The 26314-nt window shown below is 31.8% G+C and carries 19 protein-coding genes, 1 other RNA gene and 1 pseudogene; 9 read left to right on the forward strand and 12 right to left on the reverse strand.

Annotation, left to right across the window (positions count from 1 at the left end):
• Positions 1 to 504 precede the first annotated feature (504 nt).
• Positions 505 to 1215: a DUF4197 domain-containing protein gene (locus tag ABW636_RS19255; RefSeq protein WP_367591710.1), complete on the forward strand. Its 711-nt coding sequence runs from the start codon at positions 505 to 507 to the stop codon at positions 1213 to 1215.
• Positions 1216 to 1365: 150 nt separating this feature from the next.
• Positions 1366 to 1548: a Lacal_2735 family protein gene (locus tag ABW636_RS19260; protein ID WP_367591711.1), complete on the forward strand. Its 183-nt coding sequence runs from the start codon at positions 1366 to 1368 to the stop codon at positions 1546 to 1548.
• A 352-nt stretch (positions 1549 to 1900) separates the two neighbouring features.
• Here the strand turns inward: ABW636_RS19260 and ABW636_RS19265 are convergent, their stop codons facing one another.
• The 3 genes from ABW636_RS19265 to ABW636_RS19275 form a co-directional block, all read right to left on the reverse strand.
• Positions 1901 to 2683: an ABC transporter substrate-binding protein gene (locus tag ABW636_RS19265; RefSeq protein WP_367591712.1), complete on the reverse strand. Its 783-nt coding sequence runs from the start codon at positions 2681 to 2683 to the stop codon at positions 1901 to 1903.
• 335 nt (positions 2684 to 3018) lie between these two features.
• Positions 3019 to 3840: an orotidine-5'-phosphate decarboxylase gene (gene pyrF, locus ABW636_RS19270; protein ID WP_367591713.1), complete on the reverse strand. Its 822-nt coding sequence runs from the start codon at positions 3838 to 3840 to the stop codon at positions 3019 to 3021.
• 27 nt (positions 3841 to 3867) lie between these two features.
• The gene (locus tag ABW636_RS19275) at positions 3868 to 5076 is read right to left on the reverse strand and encodes an NAD(P)-dependent oxidoreductase (protein ID WP_367591714.1); all 1209 of its coding nucleotides are present in this window, start codon (positions 5074 to 5076) and stop codon (positions 3868 to 3870) included.
• Between the two features lie 151 nt (positions 5077 to 5227).
• Here ABW636_RS19275 and ssrA point away from each other — a divergent pair.
• Positions 5228 to 5627: a transfer-messenger RNA gene (gene ssrA / locus ABW636_RS19280) on the forward strand.
• A 132-nt stretch (positions 5628 to 5759) separates the two neighbouring features.
• Here ssrA and ABW636_RS19285 read toward each other — a convergent pair.
• Positions 5760 to 8012, reverse strand: a complete 2253-nt coding sequence (locus tag ABW636_RS19285; protein ID WP_367591715.1) for a 2OG-Fe(II) oxygenase — start codon at positions 8010 to 8012, stop codon at positions 5760 to 5762.
• A 175-nt stretch (positions 8013 to 8187) separates the two neighbouring features.
• Here ABW636_RS19285 and ABW636_RS19290 point away from each other — a divergent pair, with 175 nt between their 5' ends.
• The 4 genes from ABW636_RS19290 (at position 8188) to ABW636_RS19305 (ending at position 13487) form a co-directional block, all read left to right on the forward strand.
• Positions 8188 to 8418 carry a helix-turn-helix domain-containing protein gene (locus ABW636_RS19290; protein ID WP_367591753.1) on the forward strand — a complete coding sequence of 77 codons (231 nt, stop codon included), beginning with the start codon at positions 8188 to 8190 and terminating at the stop codon, positions 8416 to 8418.
• Positions 8405 to 8740: a HipA N-terminal domain-containing protein gene (locus tag ABW636_RS19295; protein WP_367591716.1), complete on the forward strand. Its 336-nt coding sequence runs from the start codon at positions 8405 to 8407 to the stop codon at positions 8738 to 8740. The genes ABW636_RS19290 and ABW636_RS19295 overlap by 14 nt, the downstream gene beginning before the upstream one ends.
• Entirely contained in the window at positions 8730 to 9677 is a 948-nt protein-coding gene (locus ABW636_RS19300) for a HipA domain-containing protein (protein WP_367591717.1), read from the forward strand. The genes ABW636_RS19295 and ABW636_RS19300 overlap by 11 nt, the downstream gene beginning before the upstream one ends.
• A gap of 288 nt (positions 9678 to 9965) precedes the next feature.
• A complete protein-coding gene (locus tag ABW636_RS19305; protein ID WP_367591718.1) occupies positions 9966 to 13487 on the forward strand; it encodes an SNF2-related protein in 3522 nt (1173 codons plus the stop codon).
• 78 nt (positions 13488 to 13565) lie between these two features.
• On the opposite strand, the gene ABW636_RS19310 is transcribed toward ABW636_RS19305, so the two are convergent.
• The 3 genes from ABW636_RS19310 to ABW636_RS19320 are packed head-to-tail and all read right to left on the reverse strand — an operon-like array spanning position 13566 to position 16936.
• Positions 13566 to 13706, reverse strand: a complete 141-nt coding sequence (locus tag ABW636_RS19310; protein ID WP_367591719.1) for a hypothetical protein — start codon at positions 13704 to 13706, stop codon at positions 13566 to 13568.
• 31 nt (positions 13707 to 13737) lie between these two features.
• Positions 13738 to 14754, reverse strand: a complete 1017-nt coding sequence (locus tag ABW636_RS19315; protein ID WP_367591720.1) for a hypothetical protein — start codon at positions 14752 to 14754, stop codon at positions 13738 to 13740.
• A complete protein-coding gene (locus tag ABW636_RS19320) occupies positions 14741 to 16936 on the reverse strand; it encodes an AAA family ATPase (protein WP_367591721.1) in 2196 nt (731 codons plus the stop codon). The genes ABW636_RS19315 and ABW636_RS19320 overlap by 14 nt, the downstream gene beginning before the upstream one ends.
• A gap of 46 nt (positions 16937 to 16982) precedes the next feature.
• On the opposite strand from ABW636_RS19320, the gene ABW636_RS19325 reads away from it, so the two are divergent.
• Together ABW636_RS19325 and ABW636_RS19330 are read left to right on the forward strand one after the other, a co-directional pair.
• Positions 16983 to 17474 (forward strand): ISAs1 family transposase, encoded by a 492-nt coding sequence (locus tag ABW636_RS19325; RefSeq protein WP_367591722.1) that lies wholly within the window; start codon positions 16983 to 16985, stop codon positions 17472 to 17474.
• Positions 17475 to 17742: 268 nt separating this feature from the next.
• Positions 17743 to 18774: pseudogene (locus ABW636_RS19330) on the forward strand (IS481 family transposase).
• 500 nt (positions 18775 to 19274) lie between these two features.
• On the opposite strand, the gene mazG reads toward ABW636_RS19330, so the two are convergent.
• From mazG to mnmA, 5 genes are all read right to left on the reverse strand, one after another.
• A complete protein-coding gene (gene mazG / locus ABW636_RS19335; RefSeq protein WP_367591723.1) occupies positions 19275 to 20048 on the reverse strand; it encodes a nucleoside triphosphate pyrophosphohydrolase in 774 nt (257 codons plus the stop codon).
• A gap of 9 nt (positions 20049 to 20057) precedes the next feature.
• Positions 20058 to 21005 (reverse strand): NAD(P)H-dependent flavin oxidoreductase, encoded by a 948-nt coding sequence (locus tag ABW636_RS19340; RefSeq protein ID WP_367591754.1) that lies wholly within the window; start codon positions 21003 to 21005, stop codon positions 20058 to 20060.
• Between the two features lie 193 nt (positions 21006 to 21198).
• Entirely contained in the window at positions 21199 to 22881 is a 1683-nt protein-coding gene (locus ABW636_RS19345) for a S8 family serine peptidase (RefSeq protein ID WP_367591724.1), read from the reverse strand.
• Between the two features lie 214 nt (positions 22882 to 23095).
• Complete coding sequence (locus ABW636_RS19350; protein ID WP_367591725.1) at positions 23096 to 24766, reverse strand: S8 family serine peptidase; 1671 nt, start codon at positions 24764 to 24766, stop codon at positions 23096 to 23098.
• A gap of 251 nt (positions 24767 to 25017) precedes the next feature.
• Positions 25018 to 26205: a tRNA 2-thiouridine(34) synthase MnmA gene (gene mnmA, locus ABW636_RS19355; protein WP_367591726.1), complete on the reverse strand. Its 1188-nt coding sequence runs from the start codon at positions 26203 to 26205 to the stop codon at positions 25018 to 25020.
• Positions 26206 to 26314 lie beyond the last annotated feature (109 nt).

Below are 26314 nucleotides of genomic sequence, written 5' to 3' on the forward strand. Positions count from 1 at the left end.
AAAAATCAAAAATGATACAAATAGAATGGCTACAGTGGCTACTATTGCTTTTGCTTCAAATACAGTATGGAACGAATTTAAAAATATAGCGCTAAATCATATCCTTTTTAGAACTTAGCCATATTAAATTTTTAACTAGAGCGCTTTTGTGAACATATGAACTGGAATATATGTTTAAAAAACAAAATATGCTTGAGTACCGAAAAGTGAAATTCTAACAGTCTATTATTACTGTAATATTTATCTTCTTCAGATATCAATAATAACAAACTCAATTTAGGATATAAAGTAGTAAAAATAAATGGTGTTTTTTGAGAATAAATATAGATTATTAGCGTATCGAATCAATTTGATTTTATAAAGTGATTACCCAACTACTAATAATTCTAGAATCAATTTGATTTTTAGAGAATCTTAGTTTATTACAACAAAGCTGTATTTTTATTTAAGATATTCTTACATTAGTCTCTGAAAATACTAAGTTTATTTTATACCATTAAAATCATGAAAAAATCAATCCTACTTTTATTTGTTATTCTTTTTGGAAGCTGTGCAGAATTACAACAAGTTGTCAATAACTTGCCACAAACTACTGGTGGTTTTGGGATCAGTAATATTGATATTTCTAATGGTCTTAGAGAAGCTTTGGACAATGGAATTGATAAGCAAGTAACAAAACTTACTCAAAAAGATGGCTTCTATAAAAATCAACTTGTTAAAATTCTATTGCCTCAAGAATTGCAAAAAGTAGATAAAACCTTAAGGGATGTAGGACTGGGGAGCTTGGCAGACGAAGGATTAAAGGTACTTAATAGAGCTGCAGAAGATGCAGTAAAAGAAGCTACTCCTATTTTTGTTAGTGCTGTAAAACAAATGACATTTGCAGATGCCAAACAAATTTTATTAGGTAGTGACAATGCTGCTACGCAATATCTTACGAATAAAACTCAAAGTCAACTTTATCAAAAATTCAACCCTGTAATTAGTCGATCTTTTTCTAAAGTAGGTGCAGATAAAATTTGGACAAATATTATCACAAAGTATAATTCGATACCACTTACCAAAAACGTAAACCCTGATCTTACAGATTATGTTACAGGTCAAGCTCTTAAAGGAGTATATGCTATGATTGCAGTAGAAGAAAAAGACATAAGAACCAAATTAAGTTCTAGAACGACAGATTTGTTAAAAAGAGTATTTGCTCTTCAGGACTAATTAATATCCCCTAGGAATCAACTGAAAGTAAGACAATTACTACAAATTTTTTATCGCAACTTTAAGCGACGTTAACTCATCGTTAAGAATGCTCATATCTTTTAAGTACTATCTTTGTACCAGAAAACAAAGTAAAAGTAAAATAAAGGAATGTTTAACTGGTTAAAAAATAAAACCGAATTACAAAAATTACAATACAATTATTGTAAATTAATGAAAAGTGCTTATAAGTTAGCACTTACCAATAAAGAAAAAAGTGATCAACTTCACGAACAAGCTGATAAAATCTTAATTCAGATAAAAAAAATTGAAGGGCATACTCCTTGTCGATAGATAATTAGCATACAATTTATCACTTATTATTACTTCTACCTCTTTTAACTTTCAAGTTATATGGCACTATACTTAATCAGTGGTAAATTGTATTTTTCTTCCCACTTATGAGGTATTATTAATATGAATTCGATATAAGAAAATTTACGTCGGTCAGAGTAATTTAGGATAGAACATTATATCAAAGGCATGTAAATTTTCTAGCAAAAACCTTGTCATCTCGGACTTGTCGAAAGGTCAATACAATTTTTCTCCATGTCATCTCTAGCGTAGTCGAGAGATCACTATGAAAAACCACTCATTTTAATAACGGCTTTTTAAAACTAAATCATTAGGTCGAATTTACGCATTATTAATGAAGAGATCTAAAGTAGGTAAACGCTTCTACCATACGCGATCCATACCAAGAGAAATATTCTCCATCCACCAAGATCACATCTGCCTTAGGATAAAAAACTTTAACTTCTTCTATATGTCTTTCTGAAAAAGGGAACGGCTCTGAAGAAAGCATAATCACATCCAAATCATCCACCTTACTCATTTCATTTTTTTTGATTTCGGGATAACGAGTTTTATCCTCAAAGGCATTTATAAAACCATTTATTTTTAGCATCTCGTTTATAAATGTATGATTCCCTACCGACATCCAGGGATCTTTCCAAATAAAGTAGGCAACCTTTTTTGGTTTCTTTTTCGAAACAAATTTCTCAAATAACTCCTTTTCAATTTTTATTCTGGAAATTAGATCTAAAGCCTCTTCTTCTTTTGAAAAAATAGTTCCGTATTGCTTAATCATTTGCAAAGCATCTGATATTGAAATAATATCAGAAACATGCACTGGAAAACCTTCCTCAAGAAGGGTAATAATTTCTTTTGTATTTTCTTCTTTATTACAAAGAATGATATCAGGGTTCAGCTTTTTAATGGTTTCATGTTTGATCTTTTTTGTGCCTCCTACGATTGTCTTTTGCTTTTTTATAGAAGTTGGATGTACACAAAATTTTGTAATCCCTACGATACGATCAATTAATCCTAAAGAAACTAGTAATTCGGTTTGAGAAGGTACCAAAGAAATGATACGTTCTGGTCGTTTTGGTAATTTTATTTTTCTATTTAGTTGGTCAATGTACATCATTTCACGATGTATTGTTATTTAAGGTTGTTGATTTCTTAAAATATTCATAAATAACTAATTAACAGATTTTTACATTATGGTTTTAGGGAATATTTCCTTATATTAAGAATATTATTAATCCTTAAAACCAGACTATGGGGGCAACTTTACTTAACTTCGTCATTTTTGGCATCATGGCATTTTTTATTTTCTTTATTGTATATGGACTATTAGGATATGCAAAAGAAGTATTTAGAGCCAATAGACGATAATTGATGTTTACAAAGGAACAAAAATAGCCAAAGTATTTTTGTTCCTTTTTTTTGTTTTTACAACTGATATCTTTTCAAGATATACTATAGTTTTTTATCCAGAATCACTTGCATTTGTTGCTGAAGCTCTAATGCTTTATTGGATGCGGCCGAGGCATAATCGGCACCATTCGATGCATATATAATTCCTCGTGAGGAGTTAATTAACAACCCTATCTGTTCATTCAATCCGTATTTACACACTTCTTCTAAATTTCCTCCCTGTGCTCCTACTCCAGGAACAAGCAAGAAACTATCTGGGACGATTTTTCGAATTTCAGAAAAATAGTCAGCTTTGGTAGCTCCAACAACATACATTAGGTTTTCTGAATTACGATAAGATTTAGATACTGTTAATACTTCTTTATATAATGAGGTATCCTCTATATTTTTGGTCTGAAAATCAAAAGCTCCCTCATTAGAGGTTAGTGCTAATAGTATGGTATGTTTATTTTCAAATGCAAGAAACGGTTCTACAGAATCTTTACCCATATAAGGAGCTACGGTAACCGAATCAAATTTCATATCTTCAAAAAAAGCTTTGGCATACATTGTACTGGTATTACCAATATCTCCTCTTTTGGCATCTGCAATTGTAAAAACTTCTGGATACTTGCTATTTAAGTAGGTAATTGTCTTTTCTAGGGATTTCCAACCTTTAATACCATACGCTTCATAAAATGCAGTGTTGGGTTTATAGGCTACTGCCAAGTGATGTGTTGCATCGATAATGGCTTTATTAAATTCAAAAATCGGATCATCACTATCCAACAATTGTTTTGGTATCTTATTTATATCGACATCTAAACCGATACATAAAAATGATTTTTTCTTGTGTATTTGTGCAACAAGCTCTTGAGTTGTCATATTGTATTTATCGAATTGCTATACTATTTATTCTTTCCCATCTACATAATTCTGAAGATATGCAAACCTTGGAGTTAACTTACCATTTTTTGTCATTCTTGCTCTTTTTAGAACACCGCTTTTGTCACTATCAAAAAATGCTGGAATTACATGTTCTAAAAACATATCCCCAAATCCATTAGTGGCATCTTTTGGCAATTCACAAGGCAAATTATCAACTGCCATCACCACGATAGCATCTGGGTCTTTAAAATCGATTTCTGTTTCTGTTGTTGGATGATACCCATAAACAGGATTTGCAATGGTCGAAGATCTTATGGTAGTCGCTACCGGTCCATCGATATCACATGATATATCTGCCACCAGTTTAATATTAAAATCTTCAGATTTTGCGTCTTCTCTTGTAAAAATATAGGGGGCTCCGTCTCCATAAAAATGACCAGAAATATACATATCACTAACCTTTGCAAACCTCATAAAATCTCCCTCATATGCTGTTGGGTTATTAAAAAAGTCAAATTGATCCAATGTTTGTCCATCTTTCCTTTTATTATAATCCAAAACATCGATTTGCACATAAACAGGTTCATCAAAAGTTTTATTCAAATAATCTGCTACAGAAACTTCTTTGATTTTCATAGCATCGAGAATTTCTTTGGCTCCATTACCAACTTTTCCTGTACCGGTAAGTACAATCTTCATATTGGGTAATGGACACTTTGATAATTCTAATTCCAACGCTTTTTGATCCTCTAATGTTTCGGCCATAGGAAGGGAAAATGTCTCATATTTAAGCCCCCATGCTCTAAATCCATTATATGCCCCAACAATTCCGGCATATTTACCAAAACCAATAAGTCTAAACCCTTTGTCATTAACAATGGTTTCATGATCATAAAATTCTATGTTCTTTTCTAACATAGCCTTAAGCAACTTTCTATTATATGGTTGTTTTTTGATGGTATGAGAAAAGAAGAAATATTTTTTACCAGGAATCAGTGCTTCAAGAGGCACTTCTTTAACTCCCAATAAAACATCACAATCAGACATGTCATCAGAAACCGTAAATCCAGCTTCACTATATACCTTATCCTTAAAGGCTCTAATATCAGAGCTTTCTACAGTAAATGAAGCATTAGGAAATTTAGATAGTACCGTTTTAAGTCCTTTTGGTGAAAACACTGCACGACGATCTGGCGGGTTTTTTCGCTCTTTGATGACACCGAATTTAGTCATAAGAATTGGTATATTTTTTGTTTAATTAAAATAGCGGGTAAAGATATGACAATTATAGTTATATTTGCCGACCTTATAATTTTTAATCAATTTATGAAAAGTAGTTTATGATTCTTCATAAATGATAATCAAATTAAGGAAAAACACTATTGGGGTCGACTGGTTTTGACAGCGAGATTAATAGAGTGGTAAGCACGTCGAGCGCTGGGATATAGCTCGTAAATATCATATTTCAACTTTTTTAAACGGCGAGAATAACTACGCCCTAGCTGCATAATCCGAATCGTAGTAGGATAGTGCCTCGGTTCGCAAGGCGAACAAGCAGGATACCTCTCAAGAGCCTTGGTTTACGGCGATTGGTTATGAGGTATCGTAAAAGTAAACCTAGAGATTATAGGATCTTGATATAATTTCGAAATTTAATCGAGAATAAGCGATACGTTGGCGGTTTTTGGTCTTTCATATCGACGAAAATTAAACAAAAACTAAACGTGTAGAAAGCTGTTGTATTACTTGTTTGGACGAGGGTTCGAATCCCTCCGACTCCACAAATTTTTAAAAGCCTATAAATCAAAAAATATAGGCTTTTTTATTTTTAAAAATTATCATAACTTATTACTTTTCAAAAGAATACAAGTTTAAACTTCTTAAAACATCGCTACAATTAATTTTTAACAATAAGATTAATAGGTTTTCTTCAACTGCTCTAAAAGCATTTTATCCTCTCGCCAATACTTTAATAATTTTTCGTATTCTTTTTGTGTTTTGGTTATTTTTAAAGTATAAGGTCTTCCTTTTGTTATGGTTTGAGTTTTTAAATCAATCGTTACACTTTTAATTACATTTTCTACTTCCTGTCTTAGTTGTTGATTTGCTCTATATTCATAAACAGAATCTATAGGAGAACTTAAAAAAGGAGATAACATTTCCCAAACTCTAGAATTATGTTTTGAGTTAGGAACTTTTCTAGTCCAATTAATAGGAGGTTCCGGTTTTTCTTTGGTTTTATGTAATAATTCTTGCAGGCAAACCTCTTTGATGCTATAAAATAATGGAGTTTTGTTTTTTGAATTTAATAAAGCCTTTATTATAACCTTATTAAGATATTTTCTGGGTAAAGATTTAGTGATTTTCTTTGTTGTAATTTCGATCCAGGTAATATCTTTACTCTTAAAAGTACTCAGTTGCAAAATATCTTGTATCAGACGAATTGCAACTTCAATTCGTCCAATAGCATTATCTTTATAGTGCAAATAAGAATCTGTTATATTATGGATATCATCAGCACTAATATAGTTTGGAATATATTCTATTTGTTTTTTGAGTGCAGGACTAAATTCTCCTTTCTCTTCTGTCATCTTTCTCAAAATATGTATAAGATGCTCTATTTTATATAAGTTATTAGAATTTTTCACCGCTACAAAGACTTCTTTAAACAAAGTAAAGCTATACTGTTTTAGTAAAGAACACCAGCTTTCTGTGTTGATATTATCAAATATCTTACTTAGATTATTATTTAATTTATTTACTATTATTTTATCATCGATAAAACATATGGCTGTGGCAAGAATACTAAAATCTAAAGTATCACGTCGTCCAATATCAAAATTAGGTTCAGAAAACCCTAGTAGGAGTTCTCTTATGGCATGGATATATTCAGAATTAGGAACATGACTTTTCTTTATATAATAACCCAACCACTCCAATTTGTTTTCAACAGGTCTATTTTTAAGGATTGAAATATGTTTGCTTTTAGGCCATAAAACAATAGCTCCATAATGATACCAATATTCGATGGTCATTCCTGCATTGCCAGTAAAGCCTTCTTCTTCTTTTTCTGTTGGTTCTCCTTCCCCCAGATTGAGGTCAGCAATTACATCTTTCTTTTCTATACTTAAATTTCCCAACCCTGGATTGTTCCCATTCCAATGTTCTACATAAGTATATTCTTCATACACTTCCCCCATCGTTCCATCTCCTTCGGGTTCGTGATTATATCTGCGATAACTGTCGTAATAATCATAATCAGCTTCTAATTGACCATTTTGATAATACGTTACCAATGCCAATTGTGCATAATATCCGGCTTTTTCGGCGGCATGTAACAATGCTTCAGCTCTTGGTTTATCGTGGTTCTTTAAATTTGTTAACGAAAAATTGGCAGGTGTATATTCATGACCTAACAAAATGGCTTTTGGTAGCTCTTTAAATTCTTCCTTAGAGGAATGTAAGATATCCGATATTTTATTTTGTTGTAAACTAAACTTAGGACTTTTTATTTGTAAATTGGAATTAGTGTTTACTAAATTATACACAAGGCAGATTCTATAGCCTGATGTAACAGGTTTAATTTCGTGTTCGCAATCTGCAAAAAAAGCAGTGTAGGGCAATTTATAAGTAGTATAAGCTTCTGAAAAGTCGACTATTTGAGTCCTGTTGTCAAAGCTTACTTTCAATTCGCCTCCGATATGTTTGCTAGGCAATCCAATCACTAAGGTACCAAACATTCCCTTTTCTTTTTCAGAATCTTTATGAGGCAAGAAGAAACTGCCAGATTCATAGATTAGAAGCTTGTATAAATTAGTTTGTACAACATTTTGTTTTTCAAAACCAAGCCCTTTTTTTGCCTGATTTACTATTGTATTCAAAAAAGGAAACCATTCTGGATTATTAAAAGAAATGGAATCAGCATCTATTTCCCATACATTACGTACCGAATCATCATAGATAGTTTTACTACCTTTTCCAAAAGGAGCTTTATGAGATACATTGATTATTGATTCAATCTGGTTGACTTCTAAAGGGAAACTGACTTCTCCAAATCCATCTATTCGAAGACCGGGTACCATCAGATTCTTTGTTCCAGAAACTACAAACGTACCATTACCTTTAATGTCCTGTAATAAGCTTATTATATTTTCTAAATACTCTTGCATATCACAAACGTACTAGTTTTTATAAAATTATAATCACATATAATTGTAAGAATTCACTGAGTTGTTTTTTAATATTCTTATATCTAAACACATATAAAACAAGTTTAAAAATAAATTTTATATGTAAACACATATAATTTATTACATTTGTATAAATTATATTTAAAAACATATAATTATGAATTTAGCAACCTTTGTCAAAGTACGAAGAAAGTCAGTACACTTAACTCAGGAAGAATTTGCTGAACGTGCAGGTGTAGCTTTAACAGTAATAAGGAAAATTGAACAAGGTAAAACCAATTTGAACATGGAAAAGGTAAATCTTGTCTTAAAAATGTTTGGGCATGAGTTAGTTCCTGTTCCTAGTTCATCATTGAAAAAAAACATGGATTATGAGAAAAGCTAACATCTTTTACAATGATATATTGTCTGGTGTACTGACGGAAACGGATGATGGTGAATACCTCTTCCAATACGATCAGGAATATATAAAAGAATATTCAGATCAATTTATAACGTTTACCATGCCTGTGAGACAAGAAGTGTATCTAGATAAAAGATTATTTCCTTTTTTTGAAGGCTTAATACCAGAAGGATGGTTACTGGATATAGCCTCAAGAAATTGGAAGATAAACAGAAATGACAGAATGGGACTTTTGTTAGCTTGTTGCCAAAATTGCATCGGAGCAGTAAGTGTACAATCTATTAATTTAAGTAATGATGAATAAGTGCTTGTACTGTTATCAGGAATTGAAAGACACTAATGATTTTCATGAGGATTGTGCCATGGCATTTTTCAGAACAAAAGAAATACCTATACTTGATTACACCTTAGATCAAATGTCTCTATTGGCTAAGAATGTGGTGGAAAAAAGTATATCAGTACCTGGAGTACAGGCAAAACTATCTATGTCTTTAGTAAGCGAATTTACAAATGATCATCATAACAGACTTACTGTGGTCGGAGCATTGGGCGGAGATTATATTTTTAAGCCCCCCAACACCAATTACCCAGAGATGCCCGAAAATGAACATGTGACTATGCGAATAGCAGAAGCATTTGGTATAAATGTAGTGCCATCTACTTTAATTCGGTTAAAATCTGGTGAGTTATCATATCTAACCAAACGTATTGACAGAAAATTAGATGGAACAAAAATTCATATGCTTGATATGTTTCAAATCACAGAAGCATTTGATAAATACAGAAGCTCTATGGAGCGCATTGGTAAGGCTTTAGGTATGCATACTAGTAACACTTTATTAGATAAATTGTATTTTTTTGAAATCACATTTTTTTCTTTTTTGACTGGGAATAATGACATGCATTTAAAGAATTTTTCAATGATTAAAACTGCTATTGGCTGGTCTTTGACTCCTGCCTATGATTTATTAAATGTAACTATCGTCAATCCTGAAGATAGAGAAGAGTTGGCGCTAACTATCGCTGGTAAAAAGAAAAAATTCACCAAAAGTCATTTTGAAGAATTCGGGAAAGGTCTTGGACTGACACCTAAGCAGATTAACGGCGTATTTAAACGCTTCGAAAGAAGTAAAAAAAAAGCAGTCAATTGGATTGAAAATTCATTTTTGTCAGATAATATGAAATCACAATATTTGAAGGTTTTGGAAGAGCGTTATAACAGAATTTATGTAAATATATAATCGTGTTTATTGGTTTATAAATACTTTGATTTCGAAATAATCAACTCTACATCCTCAACCAAAAAGTTCGAACTCTTTCTCTTTAAGCCCACAAATTTTTAAAAGCCTATAAATCAAAAAAATATAGGCTTTTTTTATTTTCAAAAACCTACATAACCTTTTAATTTTCAACACTATACAGACCCTATCTTTTTAGAAGGTATATTTTTCCCCTCTAAAAGAAATTTTTCAATTTAAAGAATCTCAGTATTTTGGTCTAAAATAGATACAAAATACTGATAGGAACTTATGGCACAACAATTCGGTAAAACTTGGTGGGGGGAACAATTTTTAAAAGCTTTATCACAAATTGATTATTCCAACCGTTTACCACGAGGAAAAACCTATGCTCGAAAAGGCACGGTAAAGAATATTAAGATTACTAACAATATTATTGAAGCAAAAGTTAAAGGTAGTAGAGCTATACCCTATAATGTTAAGATTACTATTCCAGCGTTTAACTCTTCAGAGAAAAAGAAACTTATGGATGCAATTGTTAGTGATCCATTGTCGTTATCTCATTTATTAAATCGACAATTACCAGAAGAATTAAATGAAATTGCAAAACAAAATAGAATACAAGTTTTTCCCAGTCAATGGTCAGATTTTGAAATGCAATGTTCTTGCCCAGATTGGGCAGTGCCTTGTAAACATTTGGCAGCAGTTATTTATGTTTTCTCAGTAGAGATTGATCGAAATCCTTTTTTACTATTTCAATTACATGATTTTGATATTCTTGATGAGTTGGCAAAAGAAGGAATGCAATTAGATGGAAGTGTAAAAGTTTTAAATTTTAAAAAATTACTTCTCGATAAATCGGTTTCTATTGAATTTCCTAACAACTCTGATGAAGCTGTTTTTGACTTATCTAAAATTATTCCCCAAGCAGAAAATGTATTGTCTCTATTAGAAGACAAAGCTCTTTTTTATACAAAATCATTTATCCCAATACTTAAAAGGCATTATAAACTCGCTAGCTATTTTGTAAAAGACTTGTTTATAAAAGAAATCTTCGAATTAGAACCCAAAGCATTTGAAAAAATTGACAACATCGAAATTCAAATCGATAAAAAAGAAATAAGTTTCCAAGAGATAAAGTTCTTTTCTGGAGGAGAACCAATTGATACTTCAACTTTTAATAAAGACTTAACCTCATTAATTCATTTTTTAGAAAGAATTCCTAAAAAACATGAGAATCGACTTTCTCTTGATTTAAAATGTTTATACCGAGCTTATCATTTAAGTATTCATTTAATGCTCAATGGTGCTTATGTTCCTCAAATTTTAGAATTGGAAGAGGCACATTATAAAGTTCGTTGGATACCTACTACAGCTAGTGAGGAAGTAAATTATTTAGTTGAATCTTTAGAGAAAAATATTTCACAGAGGTTTGTTACTATAGATACTGGTTCTAAAAAGCAGCAGTATTTGACACCAAGAGATCAAATCATTTGTTTGTTGTCTACTTTTCTAACACATTATATGCTTAAAAAAGATTCATTTATTACTGGCACACAAACGCTTCTGGATTTTAAAATTGAAGAACTTTTTTTTAGAAATAAAAAGCAATCGTTTACCGACTTCGAAGAGCAACAGATTCCTGATTCTATAAACCAATATTTACAGCGATTACACATTAGTAGCCAGGTGTATGCTCCATTGATCAAAATAGAAGATAATCCTTCAGAAAATATTTTTGAAATACAATTATGGGTAGAAAATAAACAAAATGCTGTTCAAAGACCTGTTTCCTTAGAAGCCTTTATTAAAGAAAAAAAGTATACATCCTATAAAGCTTCTGTTTTTCAATCCTTATCGAGTTTATCGAAAGATTTTGTAGACATAAAACCATTGATTTCTTCTTTAGGTAAAGAACAACTCTTTTTGGATGGCAATGATTTTGCTACGGTTTTGCTCCAGGTATTACCTAGTATCAAATTACTAGGAATCCGAATACTATTACCCAATTCTTTAAAGCAATTAACGAAGCCCCAGGTTTCCATGAAATTAGACAGTAATGGTCCAAATGCAGACAGCAAAACCTATTTAAACCTGAATGAAATGTTAGATTTTCAATGGCAGGTAGCTATAGGAAATCAAACAGTATCTATTGCTGAATTTAAAAAGTTGGTTAAAAACACCTCTGGAGTGGTTAATATTAAGGGAGAATATGTGCTTATCGACCCCAAGCAAATCCAAACCTTATTAAACAATTTAGAAAAAGACAGAGAACTTTCTCATATTGAGATATTACAATCAGCGTTAACTGAAGAATACCAAGAAGCTAAAATATCCCTTTCGAACTCGGCTCGTGAGATTATAGAAAGCCTGCTAAGAAGTGAAGATAAACCAAGTCCAAAAAATTTAAAAGCTACTTTACGACCTTATCAAGAAAGAGGGTTTCAATGGTTATACAATAATAGTAAAGTAGGTTTTGGAAGTATTATTGCTGATGATATGGGGCTCGGTAAGACCCTTCAGGTAATTACCTTATTACTTCAATTTAAAGCCGAAGGAAGGTTAGATAAAAAGAAAGGACTAATTGTTGTACCAACTACACTTTTGACCAACTGGAAGAAAGAAATAGAAAAGTTTGCTCCAGACTTAAATACCCATATTTATCATGGTTCAAAACGTACTTTTGATAAAGAGGGTTTTGATCTTTTTATAACAACCTATGGCTTATTGCGTTCTGATCTATCAAAATTTCAAAAAATAAAATGGGAGACATTAGTTATCGATGAAGCTCAAGCTATCAAAAATGCAGGAACAGAACAAGCCAAGGCCATAAAGAAAATTAAAGCCACTGTAAAAATTGCGATGAGTGGTACACCTGTAGAAAACCGCTTAAATGAGTATTGGAGTTTATTTGATTTTGCAAACAAAGGGTACTTAGGGTCTATGAAATATTTTACGCAACATTTTTCTTCTCCTATTGAACGAAAGAATGATCAGCTAGCATTACATCGTTTCAAAAAAATTACAGATCCTTTTATATTACGTCGCTTAAAAACGGACAAATCTATTATTTCTGATCTCCCTGAAAAGATAGAGCAAGATTGCTTTATTACTTTAAGAAAGCAACAGACTGCATTATATCAAAATGTTGTGGACGAAATGATGAAAGCTCTAAATGGAGTTGAGGAAAAATCTATTGAACGAAAAGGATTAGTTCTTAAAATGATTACAGCTTTAAAGCAAGTTTGCAACCATCCATCTCAATTTTTGAAGAAAGAAGATTATCGTCCACAATTATCAGGAAAATCGGAACGGCTACTAGAGTTATTGAGTTCTATCTATGAGAATAATGAGAAAGTGTTGATATTCACCCAATATAAAGAAATGGGGCAGATCCTTTCTGAAATATTGTCCAAAGCTTTCGGAACAAAACCTTTATTTTTACATGGAGGGGTTTCTCGTAAAAAAAGAGATGAAATGGTAGAAGGTTTTCAAGAGAAAAAACATATCAAAACTTTTATTCTCTCTATAAAAGCAGGAGGGACTGGGTTGAACTTAACTGCTGCTAATCATGTAATCCATTATGACCTCTGGTGGAATCCTGCCGTTGAAGCCCAAGCTACTGATCGAGCTTTCCGTATCGGTCAACAAAAAAATGTATTAGTGCATCGTCTGATTTCTAAAGGAACTTTCGAAGAAAAAATCAATCAAATGTTACAAGACAAAAAAAAATTAGCTAATATGGCGGTTTCTACAGGTGAAAAATGGATTGGTGATTTGTCTAATAATGAATTGAAGGAATTAGTTTCTTAACTTTTTTCTTTTACAGTATACCGAGATGGCTTAAATCACTTACAAACGACTATATTAATTTATTGTATTAGCAGGTTTTTAATTTTGAGAACCAGCATCATATCCTCCAGCAAAAAGTTCGAACTCTTTCTCTTTAAGCCCACAAAAAACTCCCAAATCACTAATGATTCTGGGAGTTTTAATTTTCAGTCGACAATTTGGTCGACAATTTTTATTCAAAACTCAAGATCTTGTAATGTCGTAACATTTATTATTTAATCAATTTTAACTGTTTTGCAATGTCCTGCATCATTTTTGTCAAAGGTCTTTTTAACAAATCTTTTTGATTGGGATAGTTTCTAAGTAGGAAATGATAATATTCCTCTTCATTCTTGAATAAACCTTTAATACTTAGGTGTCCCTTTACTAATTCATTGGTATAAATAACAGCAAATCGTAAAAGATCTTCAGCTACATCGTTATGTCTATTATAAACCGATTCTATATGATATAACTCATTATGAACATTAACAATACCTAAAGGATCATTATGTTTATTGGAAAATTCGATTTCAAGATTCTGATTTTTAATATTTTTTATTGTTAACACCGAAGGAGTAGGCACATATTTCAATTTAAAATTTGCTAAATCCGCAAGATTCATTACATAAGGATGGTAATGTTTATCTAAACTAAGTCGTTTGGAACTCTTAGTAATATTACAATTAGCACAAGAAGGGATTAAATTATATAGTGAAATTGATAAGTAGGGATATTGACTTTTAGGAAAAAAATGATCAAACTGAAATTTAGCGATTTGATCTCCAAATTTTTTATTTGTTAAAATAGTATTTTGAGCATTGCAATAAGGGCAAGTTTTAATGTTTAGCTGTCTGGCTAACCAGATTCCTCTATCAACATTTGATCTAAACCTCCCTGAATAACCAAAAACATACATTAATTCTTCACCAAAAGAGGTGGTTCCATCATCATCATTATATATCTCAGCACTCCAATTATTATTATCAAAATGATCAATATAATTTTGTAGTTTTTTAGGTTTTGATTTTATGATATCAGGAAAATTATCATATAAATAATTTAAAATATCAATTTGAATAGCATTTGCTGTGAAACGTCTACTTTGACCTGTATTAATAAAATCTTGAAGCAAAGATTCAGGTTTAGTGTATTTCCGAAATTTACCTAGGTAGTCATTTTCTAAATCTGCTATTCTTTTATATTTAGATGGTGAATCTATTGGGAATATTTCATCAACTTTTATCATTACCGGATTTTTTAATTCTTTCTAATTCACTTTCTAACCATTTTTCATATAAATCCAAATTCTCAATTAAGTCGGTTTTAGTCATATAATAGCCATTATGCATATCCATTAGTCTATCTCTAATTAACTTATCATCAATTAGATTAATAAAATCTAATTCATTAGATTTATTTACTTCTTTAGTATTAGAATAGTTTTTATTGCTATATTTTTGAATTAGAAATTCTATTTTTTGCTTTACAAATTCACCGACAAAGCCATTTTCTAAAAAGAAACTTGAACCTAACAGTTCATGAATATTTGCTCCAAATGTTTTTTCTTCATCCTTTGAATTTCTTGGATAACCCTCATCTAAACGCAAAACATTATCATGGGGTATATCAGAAAGTATAAATGGTGAATGAGTTGAAAATAAAATATTAACCCCCTTAATAAATTCAATTTTCAAATTACCGATCCCATTTAAGATCTCATATACAAACCTTCTCTGGAACTCAGGATGGTAATAGAGTTCAATTTCATCAAACACCAAATTGATATTATTATATTTAATCTTATTTCTTTCAGAAAGAAAAACTGAATTTAAATTTATCATATGATAAAATACAGACTGTAAGGAATGTATAAAATGTTGTTCGCCTGAACTTAAGTTATTAAACTTAGAAGTGGAACTATCTTTATCATAATTCTTAATAAATAAGTTAGGTCTAAAACAAGCTGCTGGTATTAATTCAATTATTTCAAAACTCGGAAACTCTTGCTTAATTCGTTTAATCCTTCCAATAAAGCTATTTGTGTCTATCCTGAAGAAATGTTTTTTGATTTTATCAGGCTCTTTTTGATAGTCATCTGATTCTTCAATCCAATTAAAATCTTCCCCATTTCTTAGAGTATTAAATCTTATAGAATTAAGAATTTGTCTTAGTTTTAAAGTAATATGACTTTTATCCTTTCTTAAGCTTATCAGTCCTTTAAATATTTGAAGAAAACTTGGTATTATCGTATTGATATCACGCGTATCAAGCAAAAGATATTCTTCGTAGTTCGAATATATTTTTAGGATCTTTCTGTATACGTATTTAACAAGTATTTCTGAGTTATCAATATTTTCTAGATTTATTTTAATTCTAGTGCTACGATCAGTATATAAAGCGTTGTAGACTTTAGTTACAAAATCGGAATTACTTAAACCTAATTTTTTTTTTAATTTGTCATATACAATTTCAAAATCATAGACTCCAAATGTATTGTACTTATTGTAATCTAATTCAAAAATGACTTCTTCTACCTTCTTATCATTTACTATCCGTTTATCAATAAAATTATCATCTACTAGATTACTCAACAATCTAGATTGTGCCAAATGAAGTTCAGAATTAACATCTATATTTCCATCTTGTCTAAATGGGTTTATTACTAAAGGTGTTTGATATCCGTCATTTTTATGAAATAAATCGTTCAACCATGAATTATTGAACCTTGAATTTAAGCCATATAGAGAATAATTTATAGAAATAGTGTAAAAGAAGAATTCGTTAAATACATAATTAAATTTTTCATCTATCGATTCATTATATCTATACCCTCCGTATTCATTAAAACTATGATGTTGGAACCCTTCACTTAAGGCTCTATGAGAAATTTCTTGCTGGCTATTGTACCAAATTGAAAAATATTTACCATCTATCTCATAGTACACCTCAACCATTAAATCTGAATATACATCTTGTATATCATTGATTTTTCCAAATAGTTTATTGTGATCAATATCTTTATTATTAATAAGCTTACCCAGCTTAGAGTGATCGGGTATTATCCCTTTCTTTAACGCAATGATATAACATACGCCGTAAAGCAATTCTAATAAAGTACTTTTTCCAGATCCGTTTTTACCGACCAAAGCCGATACCTGAACATCTATTTCATGACCATCCGATGTAGTAACACCATAAATATCATCTAGAACTTCTTTGTTTTTACGTATAAAATAAACATCATTATCTATAAGGTTTCCCTGTGAGTCTTTAATTACAAAACTCTCTTCATTTAACACTTTCTTCTCTTTATCTAAGAAATCATAGTTTTGATAAAACTTGTAGATAACACCTTTCTTTAGATTTTTGCTAAACCTAGCATCACAATTCAAAAAAGGTCTGATTGCCAATAATTTAAACCCACTCATTATATAACTACATATTTAATTATTTCAAACCCAAAAGACTAACCTTTTGAAGTTTTTTGCTTTCTATTTTATGCAAATACCGATTACACTTTTATTTGCTTATAGAAAACCACCGTCTTTGACGGTGGTTTTCTATAAGCAAATAAAAGACACCCTACAACTAGAAAAGCCTACAGAAATTGTTGAGCAAAATGATTGTGGTCATCGAAGGGTAGAAAAGCGAACCTGCAAAATTTATACAAATTTAAGCCATCTTGAAAACGCTCAAGAGTGGAAAGATTTGAAGTCATTTATAGTGATTGAAAAAGAGGTTTATCATAAATCATCACACAAAACAACTAATGAAACTCGTTTCTATATCTCAAATTTTACAACAGATGCTACTGTTATAAATAATGCTATCAGAAAGCATTGGTCAATAGAGAATCAATTACACGGGTTACTTGATGTGGTATTTAATCTGGATACAGCTAGAAAGAGAGTACAGAACTCTGTAGAAAACTTCAATATCATCTTAAAAGCAGCTTTAACCTTATAAACAAAGAAACTACTCTTAAAAAAAGTAAGAATAATAAGAGGTTTAAAGCATTGATTGATAAAGAATATAGAGAAAAGGTACTATGTTTTTAAATGCTCTTGCCCTAGTAAATAATTGAATAAGGGATGGTTATTGATATGGATTCAACTTTTCCAATAATCTATTTAGGAAAGATAACTACGAAATTATCGGTATCTTATCCGTAATGGTCAATACTTAATCTGACAATTTTAGTAATTTAGTTTAAACCAATTTTAATATTTGTCAGATGAACACAGAAGAAAAAATCATCAAACCAACATTAGGACTATTAGAGTTAGCAAAACAATTAGGTAACGTTTCTCAGGCTTGTAAAGTTATGGGCTATAGCAGAGATAGTTTTTACCGTTTTAAAGAGTTCTATGAGCAAGGTGGAGAATTAGCGCTTCAAAAGATATCTAGGAAAAAGCCGGTTATTAAAAATAGGGTAAGTCCTAAAGTGGAACAAAGTGTTGTTGAGTTTGCTATTGAGCAACCCGCTTAGGGCCTAATTACGAGTTTCAAACGAACTTAAAAAAGCGAGGTGTTTTTGTGGCTCCGGGAGGTGTCCGTAGTATTTGGCTCCGACATGATTTAGAAACCATGAAAAAGCGTCTAAAAGCACTAGAGACTAAAGTAGCACAAGATGGTAATATTGACAGAAGGTCAAATTCAAGCATTAGAACGTGCTAAAGACGAAAAGCAAGCTCATGGTGAGATAGAAACTCATCATCTAGGCTATTTAGGATCTCAAGACCCCTATTATGTCGGAACAACTAAAGGTATTGGTCGTATTTATGCACAGGCTTCTGTAGATACTTATTCTAAAGTAGCATTTGTAAAGCTATATGATCGTAAAATGCTATTGTAGCTGTAGATATACTTAATGATAAAGTACTTCCATTTTTTCAGCAATATGAATTACCCCTACTAAGGATACTAACCGGATAGAGGCACCGAATTCTGCGGTAAAAGAGAGCATCACGAGTATCAACTTTATTTGACCATTGAAGATATATCCCACACTAGGGCAAAGGCTAAAAGTCAACAAACCAATGGAATATGCGAACGCTTCCACAAAACTTTACAACAAGAATTTTTCTGGGTGGATTTTAGAAAGAAAATTTACAAATCTATTGAAGAGTTACAAACTGATTTAGACACGTGAATAGAAATCTACAATAAAGAAAGAACTGATCAGAGAAAATTTTGCTTTAGAAAAACTCCTTTTCAAACATTTTTGGATTCCATATCTTTAGCAAAAGAAAAGATAATCCTGTAAGGAGAAAATTTATTTCTTTCACAAGCTGCCTCCATAAATCAAGAGGTAGTTGAGAAATAAATAAATTTAGCGCAAAGGCATCGCGTCGGATAAGTAACAACTGTCAGATCAAGTGGTGGCTACAACTTATATTTTGCAAAACCTCTTTATCAATCATCAATTCTTTTATAACATACATCAAAACACGGCTTTTTTTTGCTATTCATTCATAAATCTTATTTTTTAAGTTTTTTTAAAACTATCAATAAAAGTAAAACTGCATTAGGCATGTTAAACGTAGTATTCTTGATTAGCCATAGAAGTTCACCGACTTGAAGCTACTTTATTAAAGTAGAGATTCTAGTTATGAGTCTTTAAATTGTTGTTATTTTGCGAAGTGACTTCTCTTACCTTCAATCAGCACAAACGCTTTATTAAAATTAATGCGTTTTAAGGTTCTAATACCGAAAAAAACCTTTAAGACAAGTCTGTTTATTTATTTGACAAGTACACTATTGACCTTATATATTCTTCGCTTCCTCCCAAAAAACATCCATTTCGGCAAGTGTCATATCATTCAAAGATTTATTCTTCTCTTTTGCTTTAGACTCGAGGTATTGAAAGCGTTTTACAAATTTTTTATTGGTACGCTCTAATGCATCTTCGGGATTTACTTTTAAAAAACGAGCATAGTTAATCATGGAAAAAAGAACATCCCCAAATTCGGCTTCTATTTTATCCTGTTGCTGTTCTTTTACTTCGTATTGCAATTCTTCCAGCTCTTCTTTGAGTTTTTCGAATACTTGATGGGGTTCTTCCCAATCAAAACCTACACCAGCGACTTTATCTTGTATTCTAATGGCTTTTACCATTGCCGGTAATGATTTAGGTACTCCTTCAAGTACGCTTTTCTTACCTTCTTTGAGTTTAAGGTTTTCCCAGTTACGTTTTACATCTTCTTCATTCTCTACCGTTACATCACCATAAATATGGGGGTGTCTGTGAATAAGTTTTTCACAAATCTCATTGGCTACGTCTGCAATATCAAAGTCTTTCGTTTCACTACCTATTTTTGCGTAAAAAATAATATGAAGTAATAAATCACCAAGTTCTTTTTTAACTTCTATCAAGTTATTATCAAGAATTGCATCACCAAGTTCATAAGTCTCTTCTATAGTCAGATGCCTTAAGGATTGTAGTGTTTGTTTTTTGTCCCACGGACATTGCTCTCTAAGCTCATCCATTATAGTTAATAACCTGTCTAGAGCTTTAAGCTGATCTTTTCTAGAATTCATATCCAATAATTATAAAGATATTTGTTTCATATGATCTTTGGCTTCATTAAATTCTAAAATCATATCATCAATAATTTTTTTAGCAGGTTTAATATCATTAATCAAGCCTGAAACCTGTCCTATTTCTAATTCTCCTTCAATAAGATCTCCTTCGAACATTCCTCTTTTTGCTCTTGCCCTACCCAATAATGCCTTTAGTTTATCAACAGAAGCTCCTTTTTTATAAAGCTCTTGTACATCTTTATAAAACTTATTTTTTAACAATCGAACTGGTGCCAATTCTTTAAGAGTTAGATGTGTATCTCCTTCTTTTGCATTTACTACCATTTTCTTAAAGTCTATATGCGAAGACGCTTCATCACTAGCTACAAAGCGACTTCCCACCTGTACACCATCTGCTCCTAATGCCATTACCGCATACATTGCACTACCTGTAGCAATTCCTCCTGCAGCAATCAAAGGTATTTGTAGTTTCTCTCTCACCATAGGAATCAATGTAAGCGTAGTCGTTTCATCTCTACCATTATGCCCCCCCGCTTCAAAACCTTCTACCACTATCGCGTCGACTCCAGCTTCCTGGGCTTTTAAAGCAAACTTAACACTACTTACCACGTGCACTACGGTAATTCCTTTTTCTTTAAGATATGAAGTATACGTTTTTGGGTTACCGGCAGAGGTAAATACAATAGTTACTTTTTCTTTAATAATAATATCTATGATTTCATCCATATTGGGGTATAACATAGGAATATTAACTCCAAAAGGTTTTTGAGTAGCACTTTTACATTTTACAATATGTTCTTTTAGCACATCAGGATACATAGATCCTGATCCTATAAGTCCTACTCCCCCTGCGTTACTCACTGCACTAGCTAATCGCCAGCCACTTGCCCAAACCATCCCTCCTTGAACAATAGGGTATTTTATCCTAAAAAGTTCTTTAACTTTATTCACTATGTATTTTGGAAGTTTTCCTTAAACAAAGATTCTCTTTCGTAAAAATACTAGGTAATTCGACAAAAACTATACGTTTTACTTTTTTTTATAAAATAATTTTGACCGCAACTATAAAAATAAAACCAACATCATTTTGATTTATAGTGTATTAAAACGATGTTGGTTTTGACCTAAGTGACGTAAGTTTTATTTACTATTTCTTCAAAACCATATTAGTTTGTCTTTTGTTACCAGATATTATATCCAAAATATACAACCCTTTGGGTAATTCTTTTACAGAGATACTGTTCGAATTTTTCAAATTTTTAGATTTTATCAGTTTTCGTTCTGCATTATAAATGGATACTTGGGTAGGTAATTTATAATCTGGCAAGTCAAAAAACAATTCATCAACAACTGGATTAGGATAAGTTCTTATCTCTGCCGAAATACTTCCGCCTTCTTTATTTATTTTTTGATAGTAGTCATCCCATCCATAACCAAACCAACGTAGTATTTTCTCAAAATCAGGGATACCATAACCCATTTCGTCATTAGGGTTAGTATACTGACTTGCAGATTCTCGAATGAGTTGCATAATATCTTCATTGTTACAAAAAGGTAATGCTTGCCATAAACAAGCCGCCGCTCCTGCTATAATTGGAGAAGCATAAGAAGTGCCTGAACTTGTTTCTCTAATACCACCATCAGACAATACTGTAGACATCTTATAACCAGCAGCCATAACATCTGGCTTTATCCTTCCATCTGGAGTTGGTCCCGTCGAACTAAAAAAAGCATACTCACCGCTTTTATCAACTGCCCCCACACTTAACACGCCAGGTGCATCAGCAGGAGAAGAAGAAATAATTTTCCAATCCAAATGTCCATCATTACCTACTGCTGCAACTACCAATATACCTTTTTCGTTAGCAATATTAGCTCCTCTTGCAATAAATGTAGTTTTTCCATCCATATCGGCTGAGGTATATTGATATGCTGGATTATCATATGGAAAACTAGGCCCTCCATACCCTGTAGAAGCATTTATAATATCTACTCCCAGGCTATCTGCACGTTCTGCTGCTTCTACCCAAAGTGCTTCTTCTAAAGGACCTTCTGTATCAGGATCATCTGTAATAAAAAGATGATAAGATGCATCGGGTGCAGTACCTATAATACTATCTGTCAAATTACTTGCCATAGTACTCAATACTCTGGTTCCATGTTGATCCCGCGTAAAGATATTGTCTGTTTTCCTAACAAAATCATATCCATTCAATAAACGTCCTTCGTTTCTAAGCTTTTGAAAAGCTGGAGCAGTATCAACTCCCTGAAAACCGACATCAATAACCGCAATGGTCATTCCTTTACCTGTAAAACTTTGCCTATGTAAAAAATCACCGTTAATCTGTTGTATTTGTTGGGTTCCTTTTCCATAATCAAAATTCACTAGTCTTTCGAATTTGCTTTGACCTTTTCGAGTCGTACTTTTTTGATATTTTGCAGAAACCTTAGCGCCTCCATTATCCAAACTGTTATCAGCAAAATCGACACGATCAACAAAATCTAAAGCTGTCAAATCTCTTATATTTTCTATACCCCCCTCTACAAATACACAATTAAACCATTTAGATTTTGCCAATACTTTAACTCCAGGAGATTCTTTTATTTGTTTAATAAAACCCTCAGATACGGGTACATCTCGTTCATCTATATAGACATAATTCTTGTATTTTCTTTTGATTGCCTTAGGAGTTAAAATAGTTCGTGGGTTGTAGATAGATTCATACACTTTTTCTTTTTTATTGAAAAAAACCCATGCTTGCTCACTTTGTGAATGCACAAATGATGTGCCCACAAATAAAATTAACGTAAATAGAATTAATTTTTTCATGTTTCATTTAATTTAAGTTGAGGTATAAACTTAACATCAACAAATCTTAAAAAAACACTAAAATGTATAAACTCCCTATATGAATGTACTAAATGTTGTTTTTTAAGGATAAAGTGTTTTAAAAGCTTCTTATATAAAAAACTAAATCCAATTTTTGTTTTAATTATAATTAAAAACAAAAATTGGATTCTTTTGAGGAAACAAACTATTAAGACTATTTTTTCAAGATCATATTGGTTTGTCTTTTATTATCCGAAATCATATCTACAATATACAATCCATTGGATAAACCATTTAAAGATATCTTATTTTTTGTGTTTTCTAAAGTTGCAGATTTCACCATTTTTCGTTCAGTTGTATATATTTTAACTTCTACCGATGATTTATCTATCAAATCAAAATATAACTCATTAACTACAGGATTAGGATACGTTCTTATCTCTGAAACAATATTACCATCTTTATTAACAGGATAACGATCCCATCCATATCCAAACCATCGTAAGATTTTTTCAAAATCCGGAATACCATATCCCATCTCATTATTTGGCTTTTTATAATGGCTTGCAGATTCTCTTACCAGTTGCATAATTTCTTTATTTGTTAAATACGGTAGTGATTGCCATAAACAGGTTACCGCTCCTGCCATTATGGGAGAACTAAAAGAAGTCCCAAAAGAAAATTCGTTGACACTACCATCACTTCTAATAACTGTAGCTGCAAAACCTTTGGCCATAACATCAGGCTTCACCCTTCCATCGGCAGTAGGTCCCGTTGAGCTAAAAAAAGCATAATCATCATTCAAATCGACCGCACCAACGGTAAAAACGCCAGGAGCATCTGCTGGCGCTGAAATAATTTTCCATTCAACATCTCCAGAATTTCCAGCAGCAACTACTACTAACATTCCTTTCTCAAAAGCAATATTTGCCCCTCTTGAGATAAACGTAGTTTTACCATCCATATCTGAAGTTGAATACGCATAGGCTGGATTATCATAAGGAATTCCGCCATATCCCAAAGAAGTATTTATAACGTCTACTCCCAAACTATCTGCTCTTTCGACTGCTTCTACCCACAGCGCTTCTTCCAACGGTTCTTCAATATCCAAAATCTCTGAAGAAAAAAGATAATAAGATGCATCTGGAGCAGTACCTATAAGTTGATCTTCTATATTACTGGCCATAGCACTTAAGACCCGTGTCCCATGGCTACCACCATTAGTAAAAACACTATCTTCTGCTCTATTCGTAAAATCATACACTCCCAATAAACGCTTTTCTGCTCTTAGCTTTTCAAAAGCCATAATGGTATCACTTCCTTGAAAACCGGAATCGATTACTGCTATAGTCATACCTTTTCCGGTGAAATTTTGTTCATGCAAAAAATCAGCATTAATCTGTCGTATTTGCTGTGTTCCTTTTCCATAATCAAAATCCATCATTGGTTCAATTTTATTTTTGCTTTTTCTTGTGGCCTTTTTTTGATAGCCAGCTTTCGATTTCTTTCCACCATTGTCAAGGCTGTTATCGGCAAAATCGACACGATCAACAAAATCCAAAGAGGTCAAATCTCTTATATTTTCTATACCTCCCTCTACAAATACACAATTAAACCATTTAGATTTTGCCAATACCGTAATACCCGGAGATTCTTTTATTTGTTTAATAAAACTCTCAGATACGGGTACATCTCGTTTATCTATATAGACATAATTCTTGTATTTCCTTTTGATTGCCTTAGGAGTTAAAATAGTTCTTGGATTGTAGATAGATTCATACACTTTCTCTTTTTTATTGAAAAAAACCCATGCTTGCTCACTTTGTGAATGCACAAATGATATGCCCACAAATAAAATTAACGTAAATAGAATTAATTTTTTCATGTTTCATTTAATTTAAGTTGAGGTATAAACTTAACATCAACAAATCTTAAAAAAACACTAAAATGTATAAACGACATATAGGCCTGTATAAAGTGTAGATCTCTTTACATAAAAAGCTATTGTTATACAGATATAGTTAAAATTAAATCCAATTACTATTTTAAACAAGCATAAACCAACAACTGGGTTATTTTCAATTAAAGAAATGTTAAATTTACTTTTTTAGAACCATATTGGTTTCGTTACAAAATTCAAGAAATCACGCCAGAACCAATCAATTCTTCATCAACATACCAAGCTACAAATTGCCCTTCGGTAATGGCACTTTGATTATTTTCAAAAACTATATACATACCTGCATCAACTTGATAAATCATTGCCTTTTCTAATGGCTGTCTATATCTTATACGTGCCGTTACTTGCATCACTTGATCCACCTCAAGTGCAAGATCTTTTCTGATCCAATGTACTTCATCTTTTGCAATAAATAAAGCACGTCTATATAAACCTGGATGTTTTTTTCCTTGTCCTGTATAAATGGTATTGGTTTCTACATCGGTTTCTATTACAAAAAGCGGTTCTGGAGTTCCTCCAACTGCTAATCCCTTGCGCTGACCTTTGGTATAATAATGCGCTCCTTGATGAGTACCTACTATTTTACCTTCAGTATTATTGTATTTGTACTTGGCAGATAAAAACTCTAACTCTTCAATTTTTGAAGTAAATTGTGGTATGGTCTGATGATATTTTTCTTCTGAAGAAGGAATTTCAATAATATTTCCTTCTTTTGGTTGTAATTTTTGTTGAAGAAATTCTGGCAAACGTACTTTACCAATAAAACACAATCCTTGCGAATCTTTTTTATCTGCGGTGATTAAATCTTGATTTTTTGCAATTTCTCTAACTTCTGGTTTCAACAGTTCTCCCACAGGAAAAAGCGTTTTAGCCAATTGTTCTTGTGACAATTGACAAAGAAAATAAGATTGATCTTTATTAGGATCTTTACCTTCTAATAGACGGTACACTTCTTTTCCATCTTTTATGATAGTATCTTTTCTACAGTAATGACCTGTTGCTACATAATCTGCTCCTAATGATAATGCTATTTTAAGAAAAACGTCAAATTTAATTTCTCGATTACATAATACATCTGGGTTTGGCGTACGTCCTTTTTCATATTCATTAAACATATAGTCAACGATACGTTCTTTATACTGTTCACTAAGATCTACTGTTTGAAACGGGATACCTAACTTTTCTGCTACTAGTAACGCATCATTACTATCATCTAGCCAAGGGCATTCATCAGAAATTGTAACCGAATCATCATGCCAGTTTTTCATAAATAATCCAATTACCTCATACCCTTGCTCTTTCAGTAAATAAGCTGCTACACTAGAATCAACTCCTCCTGACAAACCAACAATTACTCTCTTCATCAAAAATATTTATACTATTTCTTAATCTTTATGCAAAAATACTAAATAATAAAAGCAATGCCAGAGCATTGCTTTATACTTTTATCTATGGTTGTATACTTATATTTTA

Origin of the sequence: Aquimarina discodermiae (assembly GCF_040786235.1) — a bacterium.
In the GTDB taxonomy this organism is placed as follows: domain Bacteria; phylum Bacteroidota; class Bacteroidia; order Flavobacteriales; family Flavobacteriaceae; genus Aquimarina.

Bases quoted from the DNA above. Each gene is read 5' to 3' on its own strand.
- ABW636_RS19255 (WP_367591710.1), top strand. From the start codon at position 505: ATGAAAAAATCAATCCTACTTTTATTTGTTATTCTTTTTGGAAGCTGT.
- ABW636_RS19260 (WP_367591711.1), top strand. From the start codon at position 1,366: ATGTTTAACTGGTTAAAAAATAAAACCGAATTACAAAAATTACAATAC.
- ABW636_RS19265 (WP_367591712.1), bottom strand. From the start codon at position 2,683: ATGATGTACATTGACCAACTAAATAGAAAAATAAAATTACCAAAACGA.
- pyrF (WP_367591713.1), bottom strand. From the start codon at position 3,840: ATGACAACTCAAGAGCTTGTTGCACAAATACACAAGAAAAAATCATTT.
- ABW636_RS19275 (WP_367591714.1), bottom strand. From the start codon at position 5,076: ATGACTAAATTCGGTGTCATCAAAGAGCGAAAAAACCCGCCAGATCGT.
- ABW636_RS19285 (WP_367591715.1), bottom strand. From the start codon at position 8,012: ATGCAAGAGTATTTAGAAAATATAATAAGCTTATTACAGGACATTAAA.
- ABW636_RS19295 (WP_367591716.1), top strand. From the start codon at position 8,405: ATGAGAAAAGCTAACATCTTTTACAATGATATATTGTCTGGTGTACTG.
- ABW636_RS19300 (WP_367591717.1), top strand. From the start codon at position 8,730: ATGATGAATAAGTGCTTGTACTGTTATCAGGAATTGAAAGACACTAAT.
- ABW636_RS19305 (WP_367591718.1), top strand. From the start codon at position 9,966: ATGGCACAACAATTCGGTAAAACTTGGTGGGGGGAACAATTTTTAAAA.
- ABW636_RS19315 (WP_367591720.1), bottom strand. From the start codon at position 14,754: ATGATAAAAGTTGATGAAATATTCCCAATAGATTCACCATCTAAATAT.
- ABW636_RS19320 (WP_367591721.1), bottom strand. From the start codon at position 16,936: ATGAGTGGGTTTAAATTATTGGCAATCAGACCTTTTTTGAATTGTGAT.
- mazG (WP_367591723.1), bottom strand. From the start codon at position 20,048: ATGAATTCTAGAAAAGATCAGCTTAAAGCTCTAGACAGGTTATTAACT.
- ABW636_RS19345 (WP_367591724.1), bottom strand. From the start codon at position 22,881: ATGAAAAAATTAATTCTATTTACGTTAATTTTATTTGTGGGCACATCA.
- ABW636_RS19350 (WP_367591725.1), bottom strand. From the start codon at position 24,766: ATGAAAAAATTAATTCTATTTACGTTAATTTTATTTGTGGGCATATCA.
- mnmA (WP_367591726.1), bottom strand. From the start codon at position 26,205: ATGAAGAGAGTAATTGTTGGTTTGTCAGGAGGAGTTGATTCTAGTGTA.